Source organism: Pradoshia sp. Z3_51, assembly GCF_058215915.1.
Map to the genome: position 1 here is coordinate 47,498 of NZ_JBZAJC010000004.1, position 25,739 is coordinate 73,236.

The window sequence follows — 25,739 nt, forward strand, 5'->3', positions numbered from 1 at the left end:
TATGATACCCATGAAAACGTTTTTATAATAAGTCAACAGGGGGGAACCATTGTGCAGTGGTATATCATTCTTTCTTTTATTCTCTTTACGGGTGTAGTTGCCTACTATACATTTTCAAAATTGAGGAAAGAAAGGGTTAAAGGAAAAGTATCTAAGGATAATTATTTCTTAGGCGGAAGAAGTCTAACATGGGGCGTTATTGGGATGTCCCTGCTATTAACGAACCTAAATGCCACACAATTCGTTGGAATGAGCGGGCAATCCTTTGCGGGGAATATGAGTAACATGGCTTATGAAGTTACATCCGGATTCGTTTTAGCGTTAGTAGCTATTTATCTGCTTCCACGTTATTTAAAACAAGGAATCACAACTATTCCTGAATTTCTAGAAGATCGGTATGACAGTCAAGTTAAATCGTTTGTGTCGATATTATTCTTGTTGGGATATGTGTTAAATATGCTACCAACGACCCTTTATTCGGGCGCCATTGCATTAAGCCAAATGTATGATATTGAAAGCACTTTTCATATCAGCTATGAGGCTGGCATTTGGATTATGGTGTGGTTAATCGGAATAATCGGCTTCTTCTATGCAGTATTGGGTGGATTGAAAGCGGTTGCGATTTCAGATACATTTAATGGAGTTGCTTTGGCCATTGGCGGTTTATTAGTCCCAATTTTTGCGTTGCTTACTTTAGGAGACGGCAGCATATCTCAAGGGTTTTCACAATTTGTTGCAGCGACTCCTGAAAAGTTTAATGCAATTGGTACCAATCATGATGTTGTTCCATTTGGAGCGGCTTTAACGGGCCTTTTACTAGTGAACTTTTATTATTGGGGAACTGATCAATCTATTATTCAACGTGCTTTGGCAGCCAAGGATTTAAAAGAAGGACAAAAGGGGATCATGTTTGTCGGTTTAATGAAAATCTTTACACCGATTATTGTTATTATCCCTGGGATTATGGCATTTCAGATTATCGGTAATACGGGAGCTAACCCAGACACAATGTATTCAGCTCTTGTAACAGAAGTAATGCCGAAACCGTTAATTGGCTTGTTTGCAGCTGCTATGTTTGGATCTGTATTAAGTGTCTTTAATGGAATCTTAAATAGCGCGTCAACTTTATTTGCGATCAATGTGTATGCGCCAACCTTTGGAAAAAATAAATCTGATGAGGAAATTGTCAGGAAAGGGAAATGGTTCGGTGTCTTCATTGCTCTGATCTCCATGTTTATCGCACCACTGATTATGTATGCACCAAGCGGGTTGTTCCAATACTTACAAGTTATAAACGGCTTTTTCAATGTACCGATTTTCACGATTATCTTTATTGGTTATGTGACAAAGAGAGTTCCAGCTATCGCAGCGAAAATATCCATAGCCTTCTTTATTGCAACGTATGCAATCCTTCAGCTGGTTGTTAAACCTGAGATGAGCTTCTTATATCAATTGGCTATTCTGTTTGTCATCAGCTGTCTGCTTATGTTGATAGTCGGTAAAATCAAACCAAGAGAAGAGGCATATGTTCTTCCAAGCCGCAATCTTGTAAACCTGGATCCATGGAAATATCGTCAGGAAGCTGCCTGGGGAATGATCTTCTGTGTCACTGCTTTTTATATCGTATTCTCAAAACTCGGTCTCGCAAGTGAAATAGGCTTTGGTGTACATACTTGGGCTTGGCTTGCCGGAGCTGCTCTGATTTGTCTGATCGGTCTATTCGTCACCAAGAAAATCGGAAATAGAACAAATACAGCTGAACCTTTAGAAAAAACGACTCTTAATAAAAATGTATTGTAGTAAATTTACAATATATTAATCTAAAATCACTTTCCTGAGTAAGGAAGGTGATTTTTTTCGGAGAATAAATCAATCGTCTTTAATAGTTTTTCAGCAGGGATTATATGTGTTGGTTAGTAGGGTGCCGGTTACTTTAGAATACTAAATACTTTCGTAAGCAGGTGTTATACATAAATAATCCCTATAACTAAAGAGAAAGACATAAATTCTTCTTCCAATTATTATACTTTTTATTGGAAGTATTTAGTAAAATGTAACGAAAGAGGGATTGAGGTGAGATGATTGAATAAAACCAAAAAAATCATGATTGGTGTGACTGTAACTGCGTTGACCATTGGTTTGGTCGGGTGTGGGACATCAAATGCAGATCTTCCTCCAAAACCCACAGATTCAGACTGCGGAGATTGGAAATGGGATGATGATGATGGTGTTTGGGAGTGTGATGATGACAACTCGAGGTATCACGGCCATTATTATTATGGCGGTTATTTTTATGGAAATCGAAGCATGCTTCTGAACAATAAGGGCTACCAATCCTATAAAAATAGTTCTTCTTTTAAGGGGGGGATTAAGGCTAGTTCGGGATTTGGCAGCGGAACAAAATCTTTTGGAGGTTAAGTCTTTGAAAAAGGAGGATTTATATGAATTTATATCTTAATTTTCTTTCATATTTAGGAGTAGCCTTGTTATTGCTTGCTGCAGGGATTGCTTTATTTACTATAAGTACGCCAAAGCTGAGGGAATTCAAGCTGATTTCTGAGAAGAACTCTACAGCAGCCATGTCACTCGGCGGTAAGATCGTTGGACTCTCAATCGTACTTGGGGCAGCAATTGAATATTCCGTAGCACTTAGAGATATGGTGATATGGGGAGTTATCGGAATTGTCTCACAGATTGTTGTGTTCTTGCTTGCCGAGGTTCTTACGATAAGGTTTAGCATTCATCAAGCAATCGAGGAAGATAATCATGCTGTTGGAATCATGTTAGTCTCGTTGTCACTGGCTGTGGGGTTAATTTTAGCGAAATGTCTATCCTATTAAATAAGGCAGGTAAGTGGAGTGAAGCAATTAACGTATTATTTAGATAAAGGAAATGAGCGGTTTGAGCCCTTTTATCAATGCAATCTCCCAACTGTTGGGGTGGATGAGTGCTATGCCAGACAGCTTTGTACGTATTTTATTGTAAGAGGAACACAATATGAGCTAATATCGAATGAAATGTCTGCTGAAGAGGAAATCCTTGTGGTTAAGGAAACAGGGAGGAATTTGCAGGGGGAGAAAGAAAAAAACTACCGTGGTCAAGGGATTCATATTGAATTTCGAAACCATGAATTACGGGAAAACTATCGGCTGCTTTCTTGCACTCCTTACGAGAATCATTATGAAGTACTCCGCTATCTCTTGAAGGATGTAGTTGATGTACCGGGCGCCGGACAGATGTTAGTGACGTCCACTGAGATTGATGAAGACCGGGGTGTTTATGTGATTTATGTTAAGGAGTTAGATGATGTTGATGGATAAGTACCATGAAAGAAGAAGCAAATTTTATGATCATATAGAGGGCTTTTGGGCTAATCTTTATGGTGAGGAATATGCCTTATATGATATGAAGCTGATAGGCAGGCAAGAGGCAGCACATATACGCCTAGTTACTGAACGAATCGGCAAGGTATACTCGAAAATGGCGTCACTATTACGTAAAGTTCCATATGAAACTTTTCTCGAGATGGGTTATCCAGAAGAGACAATCTCTTTTTTAAGACTTAAAGTTCACCCGGCTGAAAGTGTGATCGCGCGCCTGGATCTAATTCCATACGGAGATGGTTATAAGTGTATCGAGATTAATTCAGATACTCCTACATTTATTAAAGAATTATTTCATATAAATGGACGTATTTGCAAAGAGTTTGGGGCAGGCAATCCAAATGATGGCTTGGAGGTGCAGTTGTATAAGGCAGTTCAGGAAAGTATCCAGCAAGTCAGTAAGGGAAAAGCTCCGCATATCGTGTTTACGGCTCATGAGGATCATATTGAGGACAGAGAAACCGTTCAGTATCTTAAACAGGCTGTACCCTCATCCAAGTTCACTCCCTTGCATAAGCTGCAAATTCAAAGAGGCGTAGGCTTATTCGATGAGAATGGAGTCAGGATTGATATCCTTTATCGGCAGACTTTTCCGATTGAAAATATTATTATGGATCAGGACAAAGATGGGAATACAATTGGCTTATGGTTGCTAGAGTTAGTGGAAGAGGGGAAGCTATCCATCCTGAATCCACCATCGGCATTTTTACTGCAAAATAAAGCAGTTCAGGCTGTCATTTGGGGATTGCATGAAGAGGGGCATCCTTTTTTTACGGAGGAGGAACATAAGTGGGTAGAGGATTATTTTCTGCCGACATACCTTGAAGCTGAGCCCTTTTTGAAAAAACAACTGCCTTATGTGAAAAAACCAGCCTTTGGGCGTGAGGGCGACACAGTTGAAATCTTTAGTGAAAATGGCCGATTAATGTACGCAGATAGCCAAAAGTCATATTCTGAGTACACCTCAGTTTATCAACTTTATATGGAACAGCCGACTGTACAATATCTAAGTGAAAAGGGGCTTCAGGAAGGCCGGTTGCTCTTGGGAAGCTTCCTGCTTAACGGAAAATCATCTGCCTTCGGCTACAGGGTTGGCGGAATGATTACCAATAATCTATCCGATTACTTGCCTGTTGGTATAGGTGATTGATAGATTGCTTGTTTTACCTTTACTATCATCCAAGGAAGGCCCTATAATAGGTTCCCTTGGTTTCCTAATCCCAATAGTTAAAAATAATCTCTCCAACTATATTAGGTTTCCAATACTTAATTTTCTCTAATTCAGCGAGAGTTAAATCATGTTCGTTTTGTAAAAAATCATGCTTTAAATGATTTTTAATAATGACAGTCTCGTTCAGCTCACTTGTATGCAATACTTTATAAAAAGAGGAAAATGTCTCGACAAGATGGGGGAGATCAATGAATTCAATGTATTCATACTCAACACTTGAGGCAAAAGCAAGCAAGGGATAATGCTTATTCAGTAAAATATGTAATTCCTCATTATTAAATGATATGTGTGCATGATAAAAACTCGTTGGATATGCAGGATCTCTCCATTTATTAAGCGTTCCGCCATTGTAATTAACAATAGAATAACAGAGCTGCTTGAACTGCCTTTCGTCCATTGGTGTCAGTTGATTATCTGCTGAATCGAAGAATCCTGTTATCCCATTACGAAGCCTCATATTATCACCACCATCATCTTATATTTTGGTATTATTACCCAATAAAGGAGAGTGTAACATACAATTAGTTAAGCCGATAGCCTTTTAGCGACTAATATTGCATGGAATCCTATTATAAATCTCTTTTTATAGCAATGTACCCATTTGCCATACCAATATGTAGGGCAATAAAGGTAAAATAAGAGAGAGGAGGGGTTAAAGTGGAATACATAAAATATGAAAAAAGGAAAAACTGGACTTTTAGAGTAGTTCTGCTATTACTCGCGATATCAGTCATTTATGCTATATACATGTTAATCAATGCCCCATCAGGCGTTGCCCAAAATGAATATGAACGTGTGAAAAGTGACTATGTATTAATGATTTTGCAATGTTTAACAGGGTGTATAGTTATTTTCCTGCCATCCCAACTTGAACATCGCTTCCGCATTGATATACCGGATATCATGGAAATTATGTATTTTATCTTTTTATTTTGTGCGATCTATCTTGGTGAGGTTCGAAACTTTTATTATAAAGTTCCTTACTGGGATTTAATTCTACATTGCTTTAGTGCAGCTATGCTGGGAGCGTTAGGATTCATTATTGTGAATTTCCTTAACAATACCAAGAAAACAATTGATTTAAGTCCCTTTTTTGTGGCTCTATTCGCCTTTTGTTTTGCAATAACCTGTGGAACCGTTTGGGAAATTTATGAGTTTCTTGCTGATGGTGTCTTAGGAACAAACATGCAAAAATTCATTACAGGAGAGGGAGTTGTCTTGATTGGGCGAGACGCTGTAATGGATACGATGGGAGATATTATTGTAGATGCTCTCGGTGCGTTCACTGTCACAGCAATTGGCTATATTAATTTAAAAAAGCAACAAAAAAGTAGAATCGTAGAGGAAGAAGAACAGAAGATGTGGATTGAATCCGAAAAGACTGGTTCATAATTATGACAAAAAGAAGTTGCACCTGCAGCCATTAACCCAACCAAAGGATAATGTGCTCAGATTTATATGCATATTGAATGGAAAAAATCTTTAGCTACTCATTTTAGTAAGGAGTGATTTGGTGATAAAGATGATTGAAAAAGCAATCCAGGATATTTATCCAGATGATTTTGCTTGGTGCTATGGCTGTGGGCGACTGAATAAAGATGGACATCATTTTCGAACTGGCTGGGATGGTAATAAGACTAAAACCGTATATGAGCCAAAATCTGATCACATGGCAATACCAGGGTTTGTCTATGGAGGAGTCATTGCATCCTTAATTGATTGCCATGGGACTGGCTCTGCCTCTCTGGCTCTCCATCGAAAAAACGGATTTGATGTGGGAGATGATGCAATTCCACCTCGATTCGTAACTGCTTCATTACATGTTGATTTTATGAAACCGACACCTGAGGGAGTCCCATTAATTGCAATCGGTTCTTTAACTGAAATCCACCCGAAAAAGTGGAAAGTGGAAACAGAGGTTTATGCTGATGAAATACTTTGTGCCAGGGGAGTTGTCGAAGCAGTCGTTATGCCTGGTACATTTAAAAAATAAATGAATTAAAGGGGCAGTGTTAAACAAAGGGTAATGAGACCTTTTGTTTGCACTGCCTTTATTATTGCCTTAATATAAAACCATTTAGAGCAGCCTTTTTACTTGAGGGATAAGATACATAGTAGGAATCATTTTTATTGTTTATATAAATACGCATATGAGTTTGAATACGATAGAAGTAGGGTTGGAAAAGATAGTAGGGTTGATTACCCAAAATAATGATAGTGGGGTGTATACTGAATGGATCATCAGTTGGAACTGGCAACATTTGCGGGCGGCTGTTTTTGGTGTATGGTATCACCATTTGACGAGCAGCCGGGAATTATAAAAGTCGTATCCGGTTATACGGGTGGACATACGGAGAATCCAACATATGAAGAGGTTTGCAGTGATACAACAGGCCATTATGAAGCTGTTCAAATTACTTATGACCCTGAAAAAATGTCATATGAAACATTGCTTAAACAATATTGGCAGCAAATTGACCCGACAGATGCCGGAGGGCAATTTAATGATCGGGGCGATTCTTATCGAACAGCCATTTTTTATCATAATGAAGAGCAGCATCGTTTAGCCGAGGATTCTAAGAAGGAACTAGCCAACAGTGGACGATTTCAGAAGGAAATTGTAACGAAGATACTCCCGGCTGGTCCGTTTTACAGAGCGGAAGAGAAGCACCAGCATTATTATAAGAAGAATCCTTTTCACTATAATCTTTATAAAGAGGGATCTGGCCGTGCTCGTTTTATAAGAGATAATTGGAAGAATACAAAAAGTGATGAGCAGCTTCGAGCGGAATTAACACCGCTCCAATACGAGGTGACAAGGAATAATGCAACAGAGCCACCATTTCAAAATGAATATTGGGACAATAAGGAAGAGGGAATCTATGTAGATATCATTTCGGGTGAACCTTTATTTAGTTCACTTGACCAATATGATGCCGGCTGTGGCTGGCCGAGTTTTACGAAACCAATACAGCGACATGAAATGGAAGAAAAGCTTGATACTTCATATGGGATGCGAAGAATTGAAGTAAGGTCCAAAACATCAGACTCTCATCTGGGGCATGTTTTTGATGATGGGCCAGGCCCGGATCGAGCACGTTATTGTATTAACTCCGCCGCCCTCCGATTTATCCCTCTAGATCAGTTAGAGGAAAAGGGATACGGTCAATATTTAAGTTTATTTAATAAGTAAAACTAAGAAAGGACTGCCTATTATGAAATTGGCAGTCCTTTAATCACTTGTTAATCTATTTTTTGAATTCTACCCTCTGCCTTATACTCAAACGGGGAAGGCAAGGTTTTTACAAACTCAACAGTTGCATCTATATCAACTGGTCCGACTTCCATATCTGTTGATAGCTTACCAAAGCTCGTACTGATATTTCCATACATATAGTTGTTGATTACGGCTGTGTATTCTTTATTCGGATCGACTTTACTGCCATCCGGTAAAAGGATATCGACTACTTTACCGGTTTTTGCTTGGTCATCATAAGTGTAGGTATATTTAAAACCGGACACGTGGTAATCTAAACCTCTTGCTGTGATTTGTTCATTTAAAACGACTTCCAAATCAGATCCGCTAAGCTTTACTTTGTTTAATACATTACCAAAAGGCTGAATGGCGAATAAATCACCAAATGTTACCTCGCCTGCATCTAATGGAGAGCGTACACCGCCGCCATTCATTAAGGCGAAATCTGAATCCATGGCTGCCTTCATACCATCTGCAATTAAATTACCGAGAGCAATGTCACTGAGTTCCCTTGCTGTAGTTGGATAGCTTTTTTCAAGCGAAGCCGTATTATTGCCTATTATTTGCGCCTTAATGGGCTCTACTCGATCAGAGTATTTTTTTAGAATAGATGAGACTTCAGAATCTGGAGCATAGTCCTTTTGGTAAACAGTGTTTATTTTTCCTGTTTTGCTGACGATATCGCCTGTTAGTGGATCAATGGTGATGTCTACATCAGAGAAAGCATTTCCATAGGAGTAAGCTTGAACAATTAATTTTTGATCAACGACGCGGTTCACGTTTACGTGGTTATGTGCCGCAAAAATCACATCGACTTCATCATTAATCTGCTCTGCAATCCGGCTTGCATCGAAGGAATCGGTATAGCCAGTTTGCGTTGCGGGATTATGGGCAAGCACGATAATAGCCTCAATTCCTTGTTTCTTAAGTTCATCTGTATATTTGTTGATGGCAGCTACTTCATCTGTGATTTTTAATGATTCATTTCCTTTTGTTACGATCATAGTAGGCGTTTCCTGAGTTACAACGCCAATAACACCAATTTTTTCGCCCTCAGCTTCTAAAACTGTATAGGGCTGGGTGATTAAATTCCCATCTCTAGTGTCAAAAGCATTGGCAGCAACTAATGGAAAGTTCATTCCGTCATAGTCAGCGTTGCCTTTAGGATGGTCGCCGCCATTCATCATACGCTTGAGTTCATCAATGCCCTCATCAAACTCATGGTTGCCAAATGTTCCGACATCAAATCCGATTGCTTCTAATATTTCAACCGTAGGCTCGTCCTGGAATAAAGCGGAGACTAACGGACTTCCTCCAATCATATCCCCGGCATGCACTAGAAATGTATTGGGATTTGTAGCTTCTTCCTTCTTTAATGCTGCCGCTGTATATGAAATAGGTCCTGTTGGTAAATCTCCAACAGTAGTGACAGTATCTAACTGTCCGTGTAAATCATTTAATCCCAGTAACTGAACATTGACTCCACGATTTAGATCGATATTGAAGATTCCGAAGCCTTTAGAGTCTGTTTTTCCAGTGTACGTGAATGGTGTTTCATCTGTAATATACTCTTCTGCCTTTGGTGAAGTTGTAAATGTGACATTCGCATTTCCTGATATTGGAGCAATAGACCAGTTGCGGTCAGCAGTTGGTGTGATTTCTTTTACTTCAGAAATGTAATCCATTAGAACTTGGCGGTTTTCATCTGCTGAATCAATGACCAGTTCACTGCCTTTTAATCCAGGGAAGTTACCTCCGCCACCGGCACGATAGTTGTTTGTCACAACGATAAATTCCTGATCTGGATCAATTGGACTTCCATTGTACTCTAGATTAATTACTCGGCTTGATTCTGGGTTTATAAGAGTACCGTTTGGTGCATATTTTGGAGCCTTCGTCACATCAATTTGATAATTGACACCATCGATGACATCAAAATTATATACTGCAAAGGAAGGGTTCAATAGTTCTTGTTCATTTTCTTTGGCAGGGTCTATCGTATTGAACTTCCCTGCCGACATTTCGATCCATTCTTTTACTACGGAGCCTTTGATTTTAACGGCTTTCAATGTATTGTCGTAAAGATATAAATCACCGGCGCTTCGAATGGTTAAATCGCCTTTTTTAATATCGGTAAACTCATCAACACCGTTTCGTCCGGCTTTAAACGGAGCGCCAACAGACAATATAGGCAAATCCTTTAATTCCGGTTTATTTAATTCAATGTACTTTTCTGCATACCATTTTTGTGCATTCGTAACGACCTGAACAGATGGATCGTCCTGAACCAGTGCGAAGTAGCTGTAAATATCATCAGTTGTAGTACCGATAGGAGTATCAATATATTTCAATGTACCTTCGTGATCCTTTTGAACAGCACGAACAATCGATTTATCAGGTTGTACAGACTCATCAACACTCCTTGTGGAGGATTGAGATTTGGATACTTCCCACTCACCTTTTACTTGCTTTAATGTCAAATCAATAATTCCAAGTGCAGCGCCACCATACCCTGCCTGAACAGCAGGCACGCCATTAATGGTTCCTTTAGTATTATCAACACCAGGAAGAGGATTTCCTGCAGAATCTTTGAATAAAGCATCTAATTCAGCATCGGTTTTAGCTGGGAATACTTTATGTGTGTGTGAAAAAGTGAGAGCATCAATACCAGGTACTTTGCTTAAAGCATATACGGTATCCTCCGTATTATCGAGATTCCCATTAAAACCGGAGTGAGCCATAGCAACAATCACATCCGCACCTTTTTTCTCTAGGACAGGAATGTATTTTTTAGCAGTTGCTACAACATCCTTTGTAATGACCTTTCCATCAAGATGGGCCTTGTCCCATTCGTTGATTTGTGGTGGAACAAAACCGATATAGCCAATCTTAATGATTTTGGTTTTTCCGGATTGGTCTTTAACTTTTTTATTGACGATTTTATAGGGCTGGAATTTATGAACATCATTGCGTGGATTGTTATCCTGATCATCAATGTATACGTTTGCATTAATGACAGGAAAATCAGCGTCATTATATACTTCGTTCAGATATTTCAACCCATAGTTAAACTCGTGGTTTCCAAGAGTCGCTATATCATAATCCATGATATTCATAGCCTTTATGGCTGGATGTGTTTCTCTTCTTTCTAACGGATCGATTTTAGCTTTATATGTGCCAAGAGGTGTCCCTTGAATTAAATCGCCATTATCAACTAATACAGAATTTTTTACTTCTGAACGTGCCTTTTTTACGAGAGTAGCTGTTTTAGCTAAACCAATGTTAGGGGCGGAGCTATCTTTATAATAATCATAGCTTAAAAGATTAGTATGAATATCTGTCGTTTCCATAATACGGAGTTCTACTTGTGATTGTCCCTTAGGCTTGTGATGCTTGTGCTTGGTGGCTTCTGCTTCACTTGTCATAAAAGAGGTTGCTACCAAGCTGATTGCCATTGTACTTGTTAAAAAGATCCGACCTTTAATACTACTCCATAGTTTCATACGAGGCACCTATCCTTTGTATTTTTATTGAGAGTTTTAGGCTCCGCTTACAAATATATCAAATTTAAAGTGGTATATGGATAGATATCTAAGATAACAGTTAAATACTACTATTAATTATATTGGTTCAGGTTAAAAAACTAGTTATCATTACTCAGTTCATAATTAAATATAGGTATTATGGATGTCAAAGTAATCGGTTATTTTGGAGAAGACATGAGAAATTGATTTGGTATTTCATAAAATAGAATAGGCAGAGACTATCAAAAGGGATAAGAGGATTATAATGACTAAAAAAGAGGCTGGGACACTAACTTATAAACAATGCTGAAAGACGAAGATATCTAAATTAATTCTAGTAGACTTTGTTGCATGATAAGGAGTTAAGTTGGAGAAAAAAGTCCGTTCCATTGCGCTACAGCCACTCGCTTTCCGCGGGGAGGAAGGCTTAGCCTCCTCGGCTGCGCCTTGCTCAGGTCTCAGCCTTTCCTCTACTTCCCGCAGGAGTCGAGAGGTTTCCGCTCCATTCCACTAGATATGAATAAGGGTATGCAGCATGAACCTATCTATGAAAACAAATAAAACTCACACTAGCCGGCGAATATCCAATTAAAATATCACCTAAATAGTTCGGATTTATCATTAACTGAAATACTTATGTCCCAGCCTCTTTTATTATTTGTAACGTTAGGAACTACACTAAAGTCTATCAGATCTGGCATAGGTTCCTAACGGCACACAAATGAGTGTCAGAGGCCTCCGAGGTGAGGGTTCTAAAGGTCTTTTGAAGGTCTATAAACCGTGGTGTTTTAGTCTTCATTCCTTACTTAGAGGCCCTTCAGCACTCTGGTGTAGTCCTGCTTCAACGGCTAGAAGCTCGGGACATAAGCATGACCTCTGCGGGAGGGAGGGGCGCTTCCCTCCGAGCTCCTGTCTTATGCTCCTAGCGGGCCTACAGGATGTAGGTCATGAAGACGTTGCCACAGGACGTGGCGTTTTTAGTCTTCGTTCCTTTATTCGAGCCGTTTCAGCACTATATATAGTCCGGCTTCAGGGCCTAGGAGCTCGAGTCATAAGCAAATACTCTACGGGAGAAGGACCCTCCCTCCGAGTATTCGTCTTATGCTTTTCGCGGGCCTACAGGATGTAGGTCATGAAGACGTTGCCACAGGAAGTGGCGCCTTTAGTCTTCGTTCCTTAATTAAAGGCCCTTCAGCACTCTTGCAATATTCTCACAGGTTCTTTCTATGTTTTTAGGGCCGTTTTTTAGGGTTTGGTCTAGGGGTGCGAGTTCTGGGATGATTCCGAAGATGGCATCGATTCCTTTGTCGTAAAGTGCTTCAATACCTTCCCCAATGTATCCGGCAACTGCTATTACTTTTTTGTCCAGTTCTTTTGCAGCTTGTGCGACCCCATAAGGTGTTTTGCCAAATTGAGTTTGATAGTCAATGCCGCCCTCGCCTGTGAACACATAGTCAGCGTTCTTAAGTTTTTCTCGTAACCCACTGAATTCGATTACAATGTCAATCCCTTTTTGAAGAGTGGCATTTGTAAACAGGAGTAAGCCAGCACCCAGGCCACCAGCAGCTCCAGCGCCTGGAGTGTTCCGAACCGCTTGTCCTAATTGCTGTTCTACCATGTCAGCATAATGCGCTAGATTCTGATCTAGCTGTTTAACCATTTCAGGTGTGGCGCCTTTTTGAGGCCCGAAAACATGAGATGCTCCAGTTTCGCCGCATAAAGGGTTCGTTACATCACAGGCAACTATCATGGTTACATCAGCTAGACGTGTATCTATTTTAGACGTATCAATTGTATGCAATTGATTTAAGTAGCCACCTCCTCTAGGGATATGGTTTCCTTCTTTATCAAGAAACTGAACACCCAGCGCCTCAGCCATACCTGTTCCTCCGTCATTAGTAGCACTGCCGCCAATTCCAATGATGATTTTCTTAATCCCTTTATCTAAACAGGCGCGAATCAATTCACCTGTACCATATGTAGTAGTAATGAGTGGATTTTTTGTTTCTTGGGTGACATAGTGAATACCGCTGGCTTCTGCCATTTCAATAACTGCGGTTTCATGATCCCCCATAATTCCATATCGAGCAGTTACGGGGTTGCCGAGTGGACCTGTAACGTCTAATGAATAGAGAGTGCCGCCTGTTGCATCAATGAGTGACTGGACAGTACCTTCTCCGCCATCTGCCATCGGAACATGGATAAAATCTGCATCTGGATAGACCTTTTTAATACCTGCTTCCATTGCAATGCATACCTCTTTTGCTGTCATGCTTTCCTTAAAAGAATCTGGTGCAAGTACAAACGTTTTGCTCATTGTAACCCCTCCTGTTATAAAATAAATCCGAATAAAATGGTGGCTACAATCGTCATGGTTGCACCGACAATTGCTTCGTAGCCGACTACGGACATCCTTTGTTTAATGGACATGTTCATGCTTTGCGCTGTAACATGAAAATAATTTCCGTGCGGTAATGAATCAATTACTGTTGCACCTGAGTGAACCATAACTGAAGCGGCAAGTGGTGCAACTCCCATGTCTAAAATAGCTTCGCTGAATGATCCTGTGGCAATAATAACGCCAGTAGATGTAGAGGCAGTGGCTGCTGCCATTAAAATACCTGCTATAGGTGCCAGGAATGTACCAGAGATACCGGTAGCTTCAATTAATGAAACAACCTGTGCGGATAGATTGGATTGAGAAATTAATCCTCCGATGGCACCTGCACCAATTAGAATTAACACAGTTACTGTCATTCTATCCAAGCCTGATGCTGTATATTTCAATAAATTTTTTGATTTCCCCATAGCTATTGTTCCAATGATACCTGCAAGGGGGAGAATGTACATAGCATCTACTTTAAAGCTGGATAAGGCCTCTATATTTAAAATTGAACCGATTGGATTAATCATTAATAAGATAATGGCTACTAATGGAGCTACGATTGCTTTATTCAGTGGAGGATAGTTAGCTGAACCATGATCAAGATCCACAACCTCATTATCTGAAACTTTTTTGCCTTTATTTTTGATTAAAGTGGCGATGAGAACAGTTGCGATTAAGCCGAAAATTGCTGGGATAAGACCTGCAATCATTACATCGCTAAGTTCTAAATCAAACCCTCGGGCTGCTGCAATTGTATTCGGGTTTGGCGAGATGATGTTACCCGCTTTTCCTCCTCCGGATAGTGCTAATAATAGAGCAATTTTTGAAATGCCCATTTTATTACCAATTGATAAAGCGATAGGCGCTACAATCAGGACAGCTACAGGGATAAATACCCCAACCGCTGTAATAATCATGGTGGCAAGAGCTAATGCAATGAGAGCCTTCTTTTCCCCTAATTTAGAAACAATAGATTGGGCGATTGTTTCTGCAGCCCCGGATTCCATCATGACACCAGCCAAAACTCCAGCGGCAAGAACACGAATAACAGTCCCCATAACACTTTGAGTGCCGCCAACAAGTATATTGATTGTTTCCTCAAGGTTAGCTCCACCTATTAAACATCCGAGTATGGCTCCTAAAAATAGAGCATACAGCGGGTTCAGCTTTTTTAAGATTAAGATAATGGCTATTGCCAGACCAGCTAAAGCCCCAATCCAACTAATCATAATCCCGTCCATCTTGTAACCTCCTAAGTAGTGTGGAATACGTCTTATTATAGTTTGGTAGCGGTTACAATTCTATTGATGGATAGATGATTTTCTTTGTGCAAACGCACAAAGAAAGTGATGAGAGGTTTGTTAGTTTATAATGGAAATATAGGAGAAGATTTACGGATCATAAGATAAGGAGGTACAGAAATAAAGAAAGGTTTTGTTCACCATGTATCAGTTAACTAATAAACAGGCGCAACATATTGTCGATAAAATGATGGCGGATATTCCATATAATATCAATATTATGAACGAAAAGGGCATCATTATCGGCAGCGGGAGTAAGGACAGAATCGGAACCTTTCATACTGGAGCAGTCCAAGCCCTACGTTTAGGCAGGATGATTACAATAACAGAGGATAATAGGTACGAAAAAAAGGGTACAAATGAACCGATTGTCATTAATCAAAAGATGGTAGGTGTTATTGGGATTAGTGGCGAGCCGGATGAGGTAATCCCTTTTTGCAAACTAGTCAAAACCACAGTCTCTCTGTTAATTGAACAAGAAATCGCGTTGAAGAGTATGGAGGAGATTAGTAAAAAGAAGTCCGCGTTTCTTAAGTTACTAATAGAAACGAAGTACCCATATTCAGATGAAATAAAAAGGGAAGCTCTGAATTACCAGCTTGATCTGACAAGAAAAACATCTGTCCTGATTGCAAAGCCAAAGCCAAGTCCTATAAGAATCAATTATCCTGTTTTTGAGGAAGATGAGCATTCCATCATCCTGCTACAGGATAATAGCGGAGTCAAACCCTTGGCTGACCTGTTAACTAATGAAAATTCGACTATAAAGATCAGTGTTGGAAGTCATGTAGACACTATTTCTGAGAGCTATCATCAAGCAATCAGTGCTATGCAAATTAGTGAAAAATTAAATCTTCAAAAGAGAGTTATTCATTATATGGATGTATCCTTTTTATCCAGAATCAGCGAGATAGGTATAGATTCGTTTATTAATCACTCCTATATTAAAGGTTCTCTTATCTCTTCGCCGGAATTGCTGGAGACCTTGCAGATCTATATTAATAAGAATGGCAATATGACATTAACATCAAAAGAGTTACATATTCATAGAAATACGCTGCAATATCGTCTGGATAAAATTAAGGAGATAACAAGTAAAGATCCTAAACAAATATTCGAGTTGTTCGAGTTGATCTTTATTATGTTAAAGGATTAAATTCCTCATTCATTTAAACCTAACATTCGGTTAGGTTTTTTTATTGAAAATTGAAGGTCGAATTAATTGGGTGCAGACAGACAAAAGTTTGTGAATAAAATCTAGAAAAAAATTATCAAGATAACAAAACTGTTATAGTCTATATTTTTATAGAGTAATACAGTTTGTGAAATAAATCACATGATTTTGGAAGTGTTTTCATTGCTTTCACAATCATATTTCTCTATGAATACTTGTATACAACTATGTATACCAATAGATTAAACGGTGTGCTTAACAAAATATAAGTGAATAATTTCACAAACTTTTTTTGAAAATTTCACTGGACTGTTATAGTCATTTTGGACTATACTGTATCTGTAAGGTTGAGAAATCAACTTGAAAGATCACTTATTTTTGAAAAGGAGATTGTGAAATTGAAAAGTGTAGTATCAACTTTTGCGCTTAAAGCGGGATCATTATTGTTAGTCTATACAGCAATGCAAATTTTTATGTAATAGGACAATATGTAATTAAAAAGATAGGAGGAGAAGGAATGAAACCATTAGCGATTGTATTTGGATTTAAAGCTGTAACAATGGCGTTAATGTTATTTATGTAATGAACATTGTATGTAGTAATATTTGCTCTTTGTAGGAATGCAAACGTAAAGAAAAAAAGATAGGAGGAAAGGCAGAATGAAAGGATTAGGAATTGTATTTGGACTTAAATTTGTAACAATGGCTCTTGTATTATTTGTTTAATGTAATTAATCATATGCGATATTGGGCTAATATTGAAACAAGGGAGGATCTAATATGAAAGCAATTGTGATAACATTTGTCTCTAAAGTTGCTACTTTAGGAATGGTGTATACTTCATTAAATGCCTTTATCTAAAATGAATAGACAAAGGCAATTAGAGTATGCACCATAAATTTAAATTCCCATCATTAAAACACGCTATTTATAGAATTTTCCTCGAATTATTTTCTTCAAAATGAAAAGAAGGCTCCCGCTATTTAAAGCAAGAGCTCCATAAATAATTTTATAACGATTCTTTTATGATTTTCTTATAATATGAAACAGATAATACTCCAAATATAGAATAGAATACTGTATACAACACCATTACTAGTAACATCGGTGTCCAAATCTCTATTCCAAATAGGAACCAACCTGACTTAACTGCAAAATAGCTATGACAAAGACCTAATATGAGTGGTATTCCAAAATTAAATAATTGTTTTAGCTTAACACCCTTCAAAAGATCCTGTTGGGTAAATCCAAGTTTTCTTAAGATAGAGAAGTTTAACTTTTCGTCCTCACTTTCACCCATTTGTTTAAAGTAAAGAATGCAGCCCGATGTAATAAGGAATGTTAAACCGAGAAATCCGACAATAAACATCGTTAATCCCATTCTTTTTTTGTTATCTTGGATCATGTTAATACGAGATTCATGTGTATCATCCTGAGTAGCTAATTGGTTGAATAGACTATTTGCTTCTGGAAGCTGTTCATTATCTGTGATATCAATCCCAATATAGAGTGAGTCAGCATCCTGTATAGCTGGATCTATATCATCCTTTAATCTTTGAAAAGTAGATTCATCCACAACTACAGCAGGTATACCGCTGATGGTAAAGTTCCAGGAAATCACATAATCCCTATTTAGGCCTGTATATTTTTGGTCAATCGTTATGTTGTTACCTGTTATTTGGATGTTACCTGTGTCTTTAAAATCCAACGTATTTTTCAGCATGTCGCTATACCCGGTGAAATAAGCCTCATGGGCAGATAACTCAACATCGTCAATTGCCTTTTCACTGATAACAGGCATTGGCATAGAATTCAGTCGAAGATCAAGTACATTAAGGCTGGTTTCTATAATTTGCTCAATATTAACTCTCGATTGAATAACGTCAACTTTCTTCTCCTTAAAAGCAATGCCATTTTCACGAAGGACACTTGTAAAATGATCAGCATCTTTTTCATTCATAAAGGAGAAGTTAGCTGGAACATCATTCTTCGCTGTTTTCTCTACTGAATAGAAGGAAATATAGCTTAAGGAGAGTAAACCGATTGCAAGTGCTGAAACAGTTGTGATGATTGTTAATAACATAGCATTCGATTTCAAGCGAAACATGATAGATGAGAGAGAGAGAACCTCATACACATTTAAATAACCATCTTTCTTTTTACGAATACTATTTAAAATAAAGGTCACAGAGCCTTTATAAAACAAATAGGTCCCAACTATCACAGCCCCAAGAATATATAACATTGCTGCTATTAACTCATCGCCAGTAGATAAATCTTCACCGAAAAGTTTAGTTGAAATATAGTATCCAGATCCTATTAAAAAAAGACCAAGTATACCAATTGTGATTTCAAATTTAGATATTTTTTTGACTTTTACTTCAGTGGAAGAAGTTACTCTAAATAATGATAATATAGTTTGTCTTTTAATGAAGAGATAATTTGATAACATGATTAGTAGATAGATCACACTGAACACAATAATAGTTTGGATTAGCGCTTCTCCTGAAAAACGTAGAGCAGCTATATCCTCGACACCAGTTAATTTAATTAGTATAAGCATAATAAGCTTTGAAATGGAGAATCCAATAAAAATACCTACCACCAATGAACCAAAGTAGAGAATCGCATTCTCCATATTTAAAATACGGAATATTTTCGATTTCGTCATACCGATTAACTGGAATAGACCAATTTCTTTGCCCCGCCTTTTAATAAAAATACTATTGGCAAAGAGCAGGAATACAAGTACGATGCTAATGAGCAAAATAGATCCTACTTGAAGTGCAGCCCCTCCTTTTATCGAACCTTTAGCAGCATCCATTGCGGGGTCATACTGCAGAGTAACAAATGAAAAGTAAAGGGCAACGCTGAAAACTAAAGCAAATACATAGAGATAATAGTTGTTTATATTTTTTTTGAGGTTTCTCCATATGAGTGTTTTAACGCTCATCCATAACACCACCCAAGATTCCTTGTGTTTTAATAATTCCTCTGAAAAAGGATTCACGATCTTCTTGGCCCTTAGTTAGCTGTGTATAGATTTGTCCATCCTTAATAAAAATAACGCGATTGCAATAACTGGCTGCTATAGGGTCATGTGTAACCAATACAATCGTTGCATTCCTCTTTTGGTTTAATTCACTTAGTTTATTTAACAGATCGGATGCTGATTTAGAATCAAGGGCACCTGTAGGTTCATCGGCAAAAATAATACTTGGTTCATGGATAAACGCTCTTGCTGCAGATGTTCGCTGCTTTTGACCGCCTGAGAGTTCATTTGGGTATTTATCCTTCAGGTCCAGGATGCTAAGATCCTTAGCTACCTCATCAAACTTCTTTATAGCTTCTTTTTTGGATAAGCCGCTAATAGATAATGGTAAAAGTATATTTTCCTTAACAGTTAAGGTATCTAATAAATTGTACTCCTGAAAGATGAAGCCAAGATGATGCTTGCGGAATTCAGCTAATTGCTTTTCCTTCATTGCTGTCATCTCTGTATTATTAATCATGATGGTCCCTGTGCTGACTTTATCAATCGAAGATAATACATTAAGTAAAGTCGTTTTTCCTGAACCGGAGGCGCCCATTATTCCAACAAATTCTCCTGTTTTAATAGTAATATCAATGCCTTTTAGAACCTCTTGCTGATTAAATTTGCTACCAAATGATTTATGGATTTTATGTGCCTCTAATATATTCATATGGAATCGTCTCCCTTTAATTGATACCTTCATTATATAGAGGACGTTCTATTCAAATCCTTCTATTCTCCGAACAAAATAGAAAAGCATGTGACATTCCTGTCACATGCTAATGACCTCAACAAAATCATTCTTCTTTGGAAAGGTAAGCGTAAATCGGGTGCCTTCGTCTAGTTTTGAATCTACTCCAATATCAATCATAAGAGGATTTGCTGCTTTTTTAGCTAGATATAAGCCCATACCTGTCGCAGCATTATCGGTATGTTCCACAGCAGAAGTGTAGCCTTTATCAAAGATACGCGGCAAATCCCTCTGATCAATGCCGCGGCCAAAATCCTGTATGGTTAAAATGATATGTTCATTTGGCAGGGGGCGGCTTGAAATAATAATATCTGAGTCATGACTATATTTGACTGCATTCGTTAATAATTGTCTAATAATAAAGCTCAACCACTTGGCATCACTTACAACCTCGGTAATATCCAGCTGGAGGTCAAAGCCGATTCTTTTCTGGATACACCAACTCTGCAATTCTCTTATTTCTTTATAGACAATTTTACGTAAATCTAAATTCTCTATTAAAAGGTCGTTTTCAATAAATTGAAGTCGCTTTTGGAAAAGTTGAGAATCAAGAAGATGTTGAATTCTCATCCATTCATAGGTTAGCTCAGATTTTGTTCGTTCATCCTCAAGGCGATCAATGATTAAATTCATGGCTGTTAGCGGAGTTTTAACCTCGTGAATCCAGGAGAGTAAGTCATCTTTTTCTTGTTCAATTAAGGTTTGGCTATGTGCAGTTGCATGTTTCAGCTGCTCTGTTTGATTCAGGATACTATTTAGAACAATTCGTTCAATAGGGCTCCTTGCATCCGGCAAAGTGGAGATGTCTAAATCAGTTTCCCGCTTATCTAAACTTCTATAAAATTGCGTTTCAGTTTTATAGCGTATGATAATGAAGATGGTAAATAAAATTACAGATAAAAAGACGATATAAGCAATTGATTGAAAAGGGATAGACTGGTCAATATAAGCCACAAAGAGTATAAATAGATGAATTGATAGGAATAAGATAATCCAGCTTCGTCTTTCAATTAAATAGCTCTTTATCATAAAGAATCAGCCGTCTCTTTTGCCATGTAACCTTGACCTACTTTTGTTTCTATAAAATGTCCGAGTCCAAGTTCATCCAGCCTTTTTCGCAACCGATTCACATTGACCGTTAATGTATTATCGCTGACAAACCGCTCATCATCCCATAAACTGCGAATTAAAGTATCTCTGCTGATAATCTTATTCTTATGATCGATTAACTGCTTTAAAATGTAAATTTCATTCCTTGAAAGCTCTATTGATCCAAGTTCATTTTCAACCGTATTTTTTTCGTAATTAATGGTCGCTCCGCACCAGATTTTCAGCTGTGTTTGATCAGCATTATAATTATAAACTCTTCGTAAAATGGCTTGAATCTTTGCAACTAAAACATCAAAGTTAAAGGGCTTCTGTATAAAATCATCAGCACCAAGTTGCATAGACATCACCATGTCAGTAGGGTGGTCTCTCGATGATAAAAATAAAATGGGTACATTGGAGTGCGTCCGTATCAGCCGGCACCAATGGAAACCGTCAAATTTAGGCAACTGAATATCAATAAGGACTAAGTCAGGCTGAATATCCGTAAATTCATTAAGTACCTCTCCGAAATCTTGAACGCCATATACTTCATAAGACCATTGGGTTAACCTCTCTTTAATTTCTTTAAAAAGGCTGGTGTCATCTTCAATTAATAAAATTTTAAACATAACCATCACCCGTTCTTTATTTATTAGGATTACGAATAGTGGTAAAGTAGCTCGAACTATTTTAGGGTATTAGTTGTTTTGTCATGTAAAGCTCAAAATGTATAGTATATATAAATATAGTGTACTATAAAAACGACTCGCAAATATAAAAAGGAGAACAAGCACCAATGCTTGTTCTCCTTTTTATAAGTTAACCGAAGATAATAACGAGGATTCCTACGATAAAACAGTAAATAGAAAAATAACCTAATTTCCCTTTTTTCATAATATCCATAAACCAACGCAGTGAAAAATAGGAGGCGATGAGGGAAGCTATAAATGCCAATGCATACGGAATCAGCAGTCTTCCTAAATCAGGATCGTTCACCATATCGGATACTGAAAATACCATGCCGCCAAGACTGATTGGGATATATAGAAAAAACGAGAATTTCAACGCAGTTTCACGGTTCATTCCCATAGCCATAGAGGATACGATCGTTGCACCGGAACGGCTGATTCCAGGTATTAAAGCAACAGCCTGTGATAATCCCACAATAATGGCATCCTTAAATGTTAGTTCTCCCTCAGCTTTCCTGCCCTCTAAATTACGGATAAGCCATAAAGCAATACCTGTGATAATCAGCGCAAAGCCAATGACACGTACACCCTTAAAAATAGATGCGATTTGATCCTCAAAGAAAAGACCGATAAATGCAGCTGGAATTGTAGCAACAATTAAGTAAAGAATAAAATAAAAATCCTTTTTCGTGGCGGTAGATTTATCAGAACCTGTTAAATAGGAAAATCCATTTTTAATCAACTTCATTAAATCTGCTCGATAAATAAAGATAACGGCCAGTAGGGACGCAAAGTTTACAAACAACTCAAAGCTTAATCCCGGAATGTTAAGTCCGAAAAAATGCTGAAAGATGACCAAGTGGCCACTTGAAGATACAGGGATAGGTTCAGTAAGACCTTGCAGTAATCCTAAAAAAACAAATTGTATTATTTCAATAAAGCTAATTGAATCCATTTTAACACTCCTATTTTATAGCTTTTACTTTTATTTATTATACTAAAATAATAATATCATTTGGAGAGAACGGTTCGAAACTGGAAAATTCAGAAAGTAAGGGAACTGGATTAATACTAAAGCTTATTTTGCGCGTAATAAAGGTTTTTATGAAAATATTGGAGTGTTTGCATGAAGGGTTGCATGTAACCAGGAAATAGAAGTTTATATCAGAGTAAAGGCAGGATTCATATATATCAGGCCTTTTAGTAACTGCATATATGGATAGTCATTACATCAGCAAGAAGGAGGTTATCAAAATAGAAATACTAAAGGGCACAGTGCTTAAGCACTGTGCCCTAACTTATCCTTATAAAACTTTATCAAGAAAATCCTTAGTTCGTTCATTTTGCGGATTGGAGAAGATTTCTTCAGGTGTTCCTCTTTCCACAACATAACCGCCATCCATAAAGATGACCTGATCAGCTACTTCACGGGCAAAGCCCATTTCATGAGTCACAATTACCATGGTCATACCCTCTTGTGCAAGCTGTTTAATAACATTCAGAACCTCACCGACCATTTCGGGATCAAGTGCACTCGTAGGCTCATCAAACAACATAATGTCAGGGTTCATGGCAAGAGCTCGTGCAATCGCCACACGTTGTTTTTGTCCGCCGGACAGTTGAGCTGGCATGGCATTGGCCTTATCTTCAAGACCCACACGAGCCAATAGCTTTAAGCCGATTTTTTTTGCTTCTTCTTTTGTAGCTTTATTCAGCTCAACAGGAGCCAAAGTAATATTATCTAGTACTGTCATATGCGGGAAGAGATTGAAATGCTGGAATACCATTCCGATATTTTCCCTAACTTTATTAATGTCTGTGTTTTTATCAGTTAAATGTTTATCATCAACTGTTACGTCACCTTCATTTACTTCTTCAAGTAAATTGAGGCAGCGCAGAAGTGTACTTTTACCGGATCCAGAAGGGCCGATTAAGCAGACAACTTCGCCTTCTTTAACCTCAAGACTGATATCCTTTAGTACTTCCAGCTTCCCGTATGATTTTTTTAATCCTTTTACTTTAAGCTTTCCCATTTTGGATCTTCCTTTCCATACGGTTTGATACCTTAGTTAAAATCATAATAATGATAAAGTATATAAACCCTACAATCAGCCACATTTGGAAGGACTCAAGGTTTCTGGCAATAATGATTTTTCCGCTTTGAGTCAATTCATTAATACCAATGATGGATAGGATAGAGGTATCTTTTAATGTAATGATAAATTGGTTAATGATAGATGGAATCATCAGACGGATTGCCTGTGGAAGGATAACCTTTGCCATTGCCTTTTTATATGGAAGACCAAGGCTTCGGGCAGCTTCCATTTGTCCCTTATCAACGGATTCGATACCACCGCGTACAATTTCAGCCATATATGCACCAGCATTTAAGCTTAATGTTATGATACCGGCAGCAACTGCAGATATACGGAAGTCAAGTGCTGCTGGAATACCGAAATAGATAAAGAAAGCTTGAACAATCAGTGGAGTTCCTCTAAAGATATCTACGTAAATGACGCCGATTGCCCTTAAGATTTTGAGATGGGACACACGCATCAGACCAAATATAATACCTAGGATACATGCTATAACGAGAGATACGACAGTCAATATCAGGGTCATTTGAAGACCTTTTAACAGACTTGGCATACTTGATTCTAATAAGCCGAAGAAACCGTTATTAGTATCGGTGCTTTTTTCTGCCTTCAAGTACTTATCCATAATATCCTGATATTCACCGGATTCTTTTAGATTGGCTAGACCTGTATTGAACTGCTCAATCAATTCCGCATTTTGCCCTTTAGCGACAGCAAATCCATAGGAGCCGCCTTTTTCTTTTTCAGTAACGATTTCTAATCCGTTGCCTTGCGTAATCCCATATGCCAGAACTGGGTAATCATCAAAAACAGCTGCAGAGTTACCTGTTTTAACATCGTCATACATATTGGCGGAATCATCAAAGGTTACCGTTTTAAAGCCATATTTATCTTTTATGCTTTCTGCAAAGCTGGCACCTTCTGTACCTGTTTTAATGGCTACCTTTTTTCCTTTTAAATCTTCATAGGATTTAATCTCTTCATTTCCCTCGGCAACCGCCATTACGACACCAGATTCAAAATAGGGATCGGAGAAATCAAATTTCAGTTGTCTTTCATCTGTTATACTCATTCCGGCAATAACGCCGTCTACTTGATTGGACTCTAGTGCTTGTACGGCTGCATTAAATCCAAGCGGCTTAATTTCTACTTCAAACCCTTGATTTTCAGCTATAGCATTGAGTAAATCGATATCTATACCTACAAATTCGCCATTCGTTTCCTGGAATTCAAATGGGGCAAATGTAATATCTGTTGCAATCTCATATTTTTTTCCTTCTGCTTTCGTGTTTAAAGCCGGGAATATAAATGAAGCAATCATGACAATAGCCATTGCTATTAGGAATGTGAATTTTGAAAATTTCTTCATTGTGAACCTCCTTCATATAAGTAACGTTTAAAAACCCTCTATATCCAATTGGGGCGGGTTAAAAGGGATGTTTTAATCTTATAACAGAATGTATGTATCTCTATGAGTATATATAAAGATACGGTTTTTTGGCAATCAATACTTACCAAATAATATTAGATTACTATAAGATTTCCATTTATTTGTTGTGAAGAAAAAGATGTAATAAAGGGTGGAGAAATAAAAAAAGAGCAGTATTATACGTATTTAATCTAATAAAATATATAGAGATTTGTAAATGGAAAGTACTTCCTAAATGTTATGTGAAAATAATCTAACTCACATATTAATACTGATTATGTATGGAAAACAGCTGAGAATGCTTTAACCATGTAAGTGTATCTTAAGCAAATTTTAGTTCTGAAGAATGAATTCTAAAGTATATTTCCATTTGTGCTCTAATTCTTTTGGAACTACA

Annotated in this window: 20 protein-coding genes; 9 read left to right on the forward strand and 11 right to left on the reverse strand. The window is 37.9% G+C overall.

Translation table 11 applies throughout. The features are described from left to right. Positions 1-51: 51 nt before the first annotated feature. The 5 genes from AC4BHA_RS09630 (at position 52) to AC4BHA_RS09650 (ending at position 4,533) form a co-directional block, all read left to right on the forward strand. A complete protein-coding gene (locus tag AC4BHA_RS09630) occupies positions 52-1,800 on the forward strand; it encodes a solute:sodium symporter family transporter (protein WP_490558489.1) in 1,749 nt (582 codons plus the stop codon). A 282-nt stretch (positions 1,801-2,082) separates the two neighbouring features. After that, positions 2,083-2,418: an aminotransferase yhxA gene (locus AC4BHA_RS09635; RefSeq protein ID WP_066109628.1), complete on the forward strand. Its 336-nt coding sequence runs from the start codon at positions 2,083-2,085 to the stop codon at positions 2,416-2,418. A 23-nt stretch (positions 2,419-2,441) separates the two neighbouring features. Beyond that, complete coding sequence (locus AC4BHA_RS09640) at positions 2,442-2,840, forward strand: DUF350 domain-containing protein (RefSeq protein WP_490558490.1); 399 nt, start codon at positions 2,442-2,444, stop codon at positions 2,838-2,840. Positions 2,841-2,858: 18 nt separating this feature from the next. After that, positions 2,859-3,320 (forward strand): RNA helicase, encoded by a 462-nt coding sequence (locus tag AC4BHA_RS09645; RefSeq protein WP_490558491.1) that lies wholly within the window; start codon positions 2,859-2,861, stop codon positions 3,318-3,320. Further along, positions 3,313-4,533: a glutathionylspermidine synthase family protein gene (locus AC4BHA_RS09650; protein ID WP_490558492.1), complete on the forward strand. Its 1,221-nt coding sequence runs from the start codon at positions 3,313-3,315 to the stop codon at positions 4,531-4,533. Before AC4BHA_RS09645 ends, AC4BHA_RS09650 begins: the two co-directional genes overlap by 8 nt. Before the next feature lie 64 nt (positions 4,534-4,597). On the opposite strand, the gene AC4BHA_RS09655 is transcribed toward AC4BHA_RS09650, so the two are convergent. After that, on the reverse strand, positions 4,598-5,071 hold the full coding sequence (locus tag AC4BHA_RS09655; protein WP_066109621.1) for a hypothetical protein: 474 nt from the start codon (positions 5,069-5,071) through the stop codon (positions 4,598-4,600). Positions 5,072-5,271: 200 nt separating this feature from the next. Here AC4BHA_RS09655 and AC4BHA_RS09660 point away from each other — a divergent pair, with 200 nt between their 5' ends. From AC4BHA_RS09660 to msrA, 3 genes are all read left to right on the forward strand, one after another. Beyond that, a complete protein-coding gene (locus tag AC4BHA_RS09660; RefSeq protein ID WP_066109620.1) occupies positions 5,272-6,006 on the forward strand; it encodes a DUF2238 domain-containing protein in 735 nt (244 codons plus the stop codon). 130 nt (positions 6,007-6,136) lie between these two features. Continuing rightward, positions 6,137-6,607 (forward strand): PaaI family thioesterase, encoded by a 471-nt coding sequence (locus AC4BHA_RS09665; RefSeq protein ID WP_139063886.1) that lies wholly within the window; start codon positions 6,137-6,139, stop codon positions 6,605-6,607. A 240-nt stretch (positions 6,608-6,847) separates the two neighbouring features. Next, the gene (gene msrA / locus AC4BHA_RS09670) at positions 6,848-7,807 is read left to right on the forward strand and encodes a peptide-methionine (S)-S-oxide reductase MsrA (protein ID WP_066109614.1); all 960 of its coding nucleotides are present in this window, start codon (positions 6,848-6,850) and stop codon (positions 7,805-7,807) included. Positions 7,808-7,857: 50 nt separating this feature from the next. Here msrA and AC4BHA_RS09675 read toward each other — a convergent pair whose 3' ends face one another. The 3 genes from AC4BHA_RS09675 to AC4BHA_RS09685 form a co-directional block, all read right to left on the reverse strand. Next, a complete protein-coding gene (locus AC4BHA_RS09675) occupies positions 7,858-11,373 on the reverse strand; it encodes a bifunctional 2',3'-cyclic-nucleotide 2'-phosphodiesterase/3'-nucleotidase (RefSeq protein ID WP_139892040.1) in 3,516 nt (1,171 codons plus the stop codon). 1,201 nt (positions 11,374-12,574) lie between these two features. Continuing rightward, positions 12,575-13,711: a glycerate kinase gene (locus AC4BHA_RS09680; RefSeq protein ID WP_490558493.1), complete on the reverse strand. Its 1,137-nt coding sequence runs from the start codon at positions 13,709-13,711 to the stop codon at positions 12,575-12,577. A gap of 14 nt (positions 13,712-13,725) precedes the next feature. After that, on the reverse strand, positions 13,726-15,021 hold the full coding sequence (locus tag AC4BHA_RS09685; RefSeq protein ID WP_490558494.1) for a GntP family permease: 1,296 nt from the start codon (positions 15,019-15,021) through the stop codon (positions 13,726-13,728). A 202-nt stretch (positions 15,022-15,223) separates the two neighbouring features. On the opposite strand from AC4BHA_RS09685, the gene AC4BHA_RS09690 reads away from it, so the two are divergent. Further along, positions 15,224-16,237, forward strand: a complete 1,014-nt coding sequence (locus AC4BHA_RS09690) for a CdaR family transcriptional regulator (RefSeq protein WP_490558495.1) — start codon at positions 15,224-15,226, stop codon at positions 16,235-16,237. Positions 16,238-17,263: 1,026 nt separating this feature from the next. Here AC4BHA_RS09690 and AC4BHA_RS09695 read toward each other — a convergent pair. From AC4BHA_RS09695 to AC4BHA_RS09725, 7 genes are all read right to left on the reverse strand, one after another. Further along, a complete protein-coding gene (locus tag AC4BHA_RS09695; protein ID WP_066109599.1) occupies positions 17,264-19,207 on the reverse strand; it encodes an ABC transporter permease in 1,944 nt (647 codons plus the stop codon). Further along, positions 19,197-19,958, reverse strand: a complete 762-nt coding sequence (locus AC4BHA_RS09700; RefSeq protein WP_148630348.1) for an ABC transporter ATP-binding protein — start codon at positions 19,956-19,958, stop codon at positions 19,197-19,199. The genes AC4BHA_RS09695 and AC4BHA_RS09700 overlap by 11 nt, the downstream gene beginning before the upstream one ends. A 102-nt stretch (positions 19,959-20,060) precedes the next feature. After that, the gene (locus AC4BHA_RS09705; RefSeq protein WP_066109593.1) at positions 20,061-21,068 is read right to left on the reverse strand and encodes a sensor histidine kinase; all 1,008 of its coding nucleotides are present in this window, start codon (positions 21,066-21,068) and stop codon (positions 20,061-20,063) included. After that, positions 21,065-21,757: a response regulator transcription factor gene (locus tag AC4BHA_RS09710; protein ID WP_066109590.1), complete on the reverse strand. Its 693-nt coding sequence runs from the start codon at positions 21,755-21,757 to the stop codon at positions 21,065-21,067. Before AC4BHA_RS09710 ends, AC4BHA_RS09705 begins: the two co-directional genes overlap by 4 nt. Positions 21,758-21,947: 190 nt before the next feature. Beyond that, positions 21,948-22,772, reverse strand: coding sequence for an undecaprenyl-diphosphate phosphatase (locus AC4BHA_RS09715; protein WP_066109587.1), 825 nt, complete (start codon positions 22,770-22,772; stop codon positions 21,948-21,950). A gap of 349 nt (positions 22,773-23,121) precedes the next feature. Beyond that, the gene (locus AC4BHA_RS09720; RefSeq protein WP_066109585.1) at positions 23,122-23,850 is read right to left on the reverse strand and encodes an amino acid ABC transporter ATP-binding protein; all 729 of its coding nucleotides are present in this window, start codon (positions 23,848-23,850) and stop codon (positions 23,122-23,124) included. After that, complete coding sequence (locus AC4BHA_RS09725; RefSeq protein WP_066109582.1) at positions 23,837-25,282, reverse strand: amino acid ABC transporter substrate-binding protein/permease; 1,446 nt, start codon at positions 25,280-25,282, stop codon at positions 23,837-23,839. Before AC4BHA_RS09725 ends, AC4BHA_RS09720 begins: the two co-directional genes overlap by 14 nt. Positions 25,283-25,739 lie beyond the last annotated feature (457 nt).

Excerpts from the sequence above, each read along its gene's own strand:
- AC4BHA_RS09640 (WP_490558490.1), top strand. The coding sequence starts at position 2,442 with ATGAATTTATATCTTAATTTTCTTTCATATTTAGGAGTAGCCTTGTTA.
- AC4BHA_RS09650 (WP_490558492.1), top strand. The coding sequence starts at position 3,313 with ATGGATAAGTACCATGAAAGAAGAAGCAAATTTTATGATCATATAGAG.
- AC4BHA_RS09655 (WP_066109621.1), bottom strand. The coding sequence starts at position 5,071 with ATGAGGCTTCGTAATGGGATAACAGGATTCTTCGATTCAGCAGATAAT.
- AC4BHA_RS09665 (WP_139063886.1), top strand. The coding sequence starts at position 6,137 with ATGATTGAAAAAGCAATCCAGGATATTTATCCAGATGATTTTGCTTGG.
- msrA (WP_066109614.1), top strand. The coding sequence starts at position 6,848 with ATGGATCATCAGTTGGAACTGGCAACATTTGCGGGCGGCTGTTTTTGG.
- AC4BHA_RS09675 (WP_139892040.1), bottom strand. The coding sequence starts at position 11,373 with ATGAAACTATGGAGTAGTATTAAAGGTCGGATCTTTTTAACAAGTACA.
- AC4BHA_RS09680 (WP_490558493.1), bottom strand. The coding sequence starts at position 13,711 with ATGAGCAAAACGTTTGTACTTGCACCAGATTCTTTTAAGGAAAGCATG.
- AC4BHA_RS09685 (WP_490558494.1), bottom strand. The coding sequence starts at position 15,021 with ATGGACGGGATTATGATTAGTTGGATTGGGGCTTTAGCTGGTCTGGCA.
- AC4BHA_RS09690 (WP_490558495.1), top strand. The coding sequence starts at position 15,224 with ATGTATCAGTTAACTAATAAACAGGCGCAACATATTGTCGATAAAATG.
- AC4BHA_RS09695 (WP_066109599.1), bottom strand. The coding sequence starts at position 19,207 with ATGAGCGTTAAAACACTCATATGGAGAAACCTCAAAAAAAATATAAAC.
- AC4BHA_RS09700 (WP_148630348.1), bottom strand. The coding sequence starts at position 19,958 with ATGAATATATTAGAGGCACATAAAATCCATAAATCATTTGGTAGCAAA.
- AC4BHA_RS09705 (WP_066109593.1), bottom strand. The coding sequence starts at position 21,068 with ATGATAAAGAGCTATTTAATTGAAAGACGAAGCTGGATTATCTTATTC.
- AC4BHA_RS09710 (WP_066109590.1), bottom strand. The coding sequence starts at position 21,757 with ATGTTTAAAATTTTATTAATTGAAGATGACACCAGCCTTTTTAAAGAA.
- AC4BHA_RS09715 (WP_066109587.1), bottom strand. The coding sequence starts at position 22,772 with ATGGATTCAATTAGCTTTATTGAAATAATACAATTTGTTTTTTTAGGA.
- AC4BHA_RS09720 (WP_066109585.1), bottom strand. The coding sequence starts at position 23,850 with ATGGGAAAGCTTAAAGTAAAAGGATTAAAAAAATCATACGGGAAGCTG.
- AC4BHA_RS09725 (WP_066109582.1), bottom strand. The coding sequence starts at position 25,282 with ATGAAGAAATTTTCAAAATTCACATTCCTAATAGCAATGGCTATTGTC.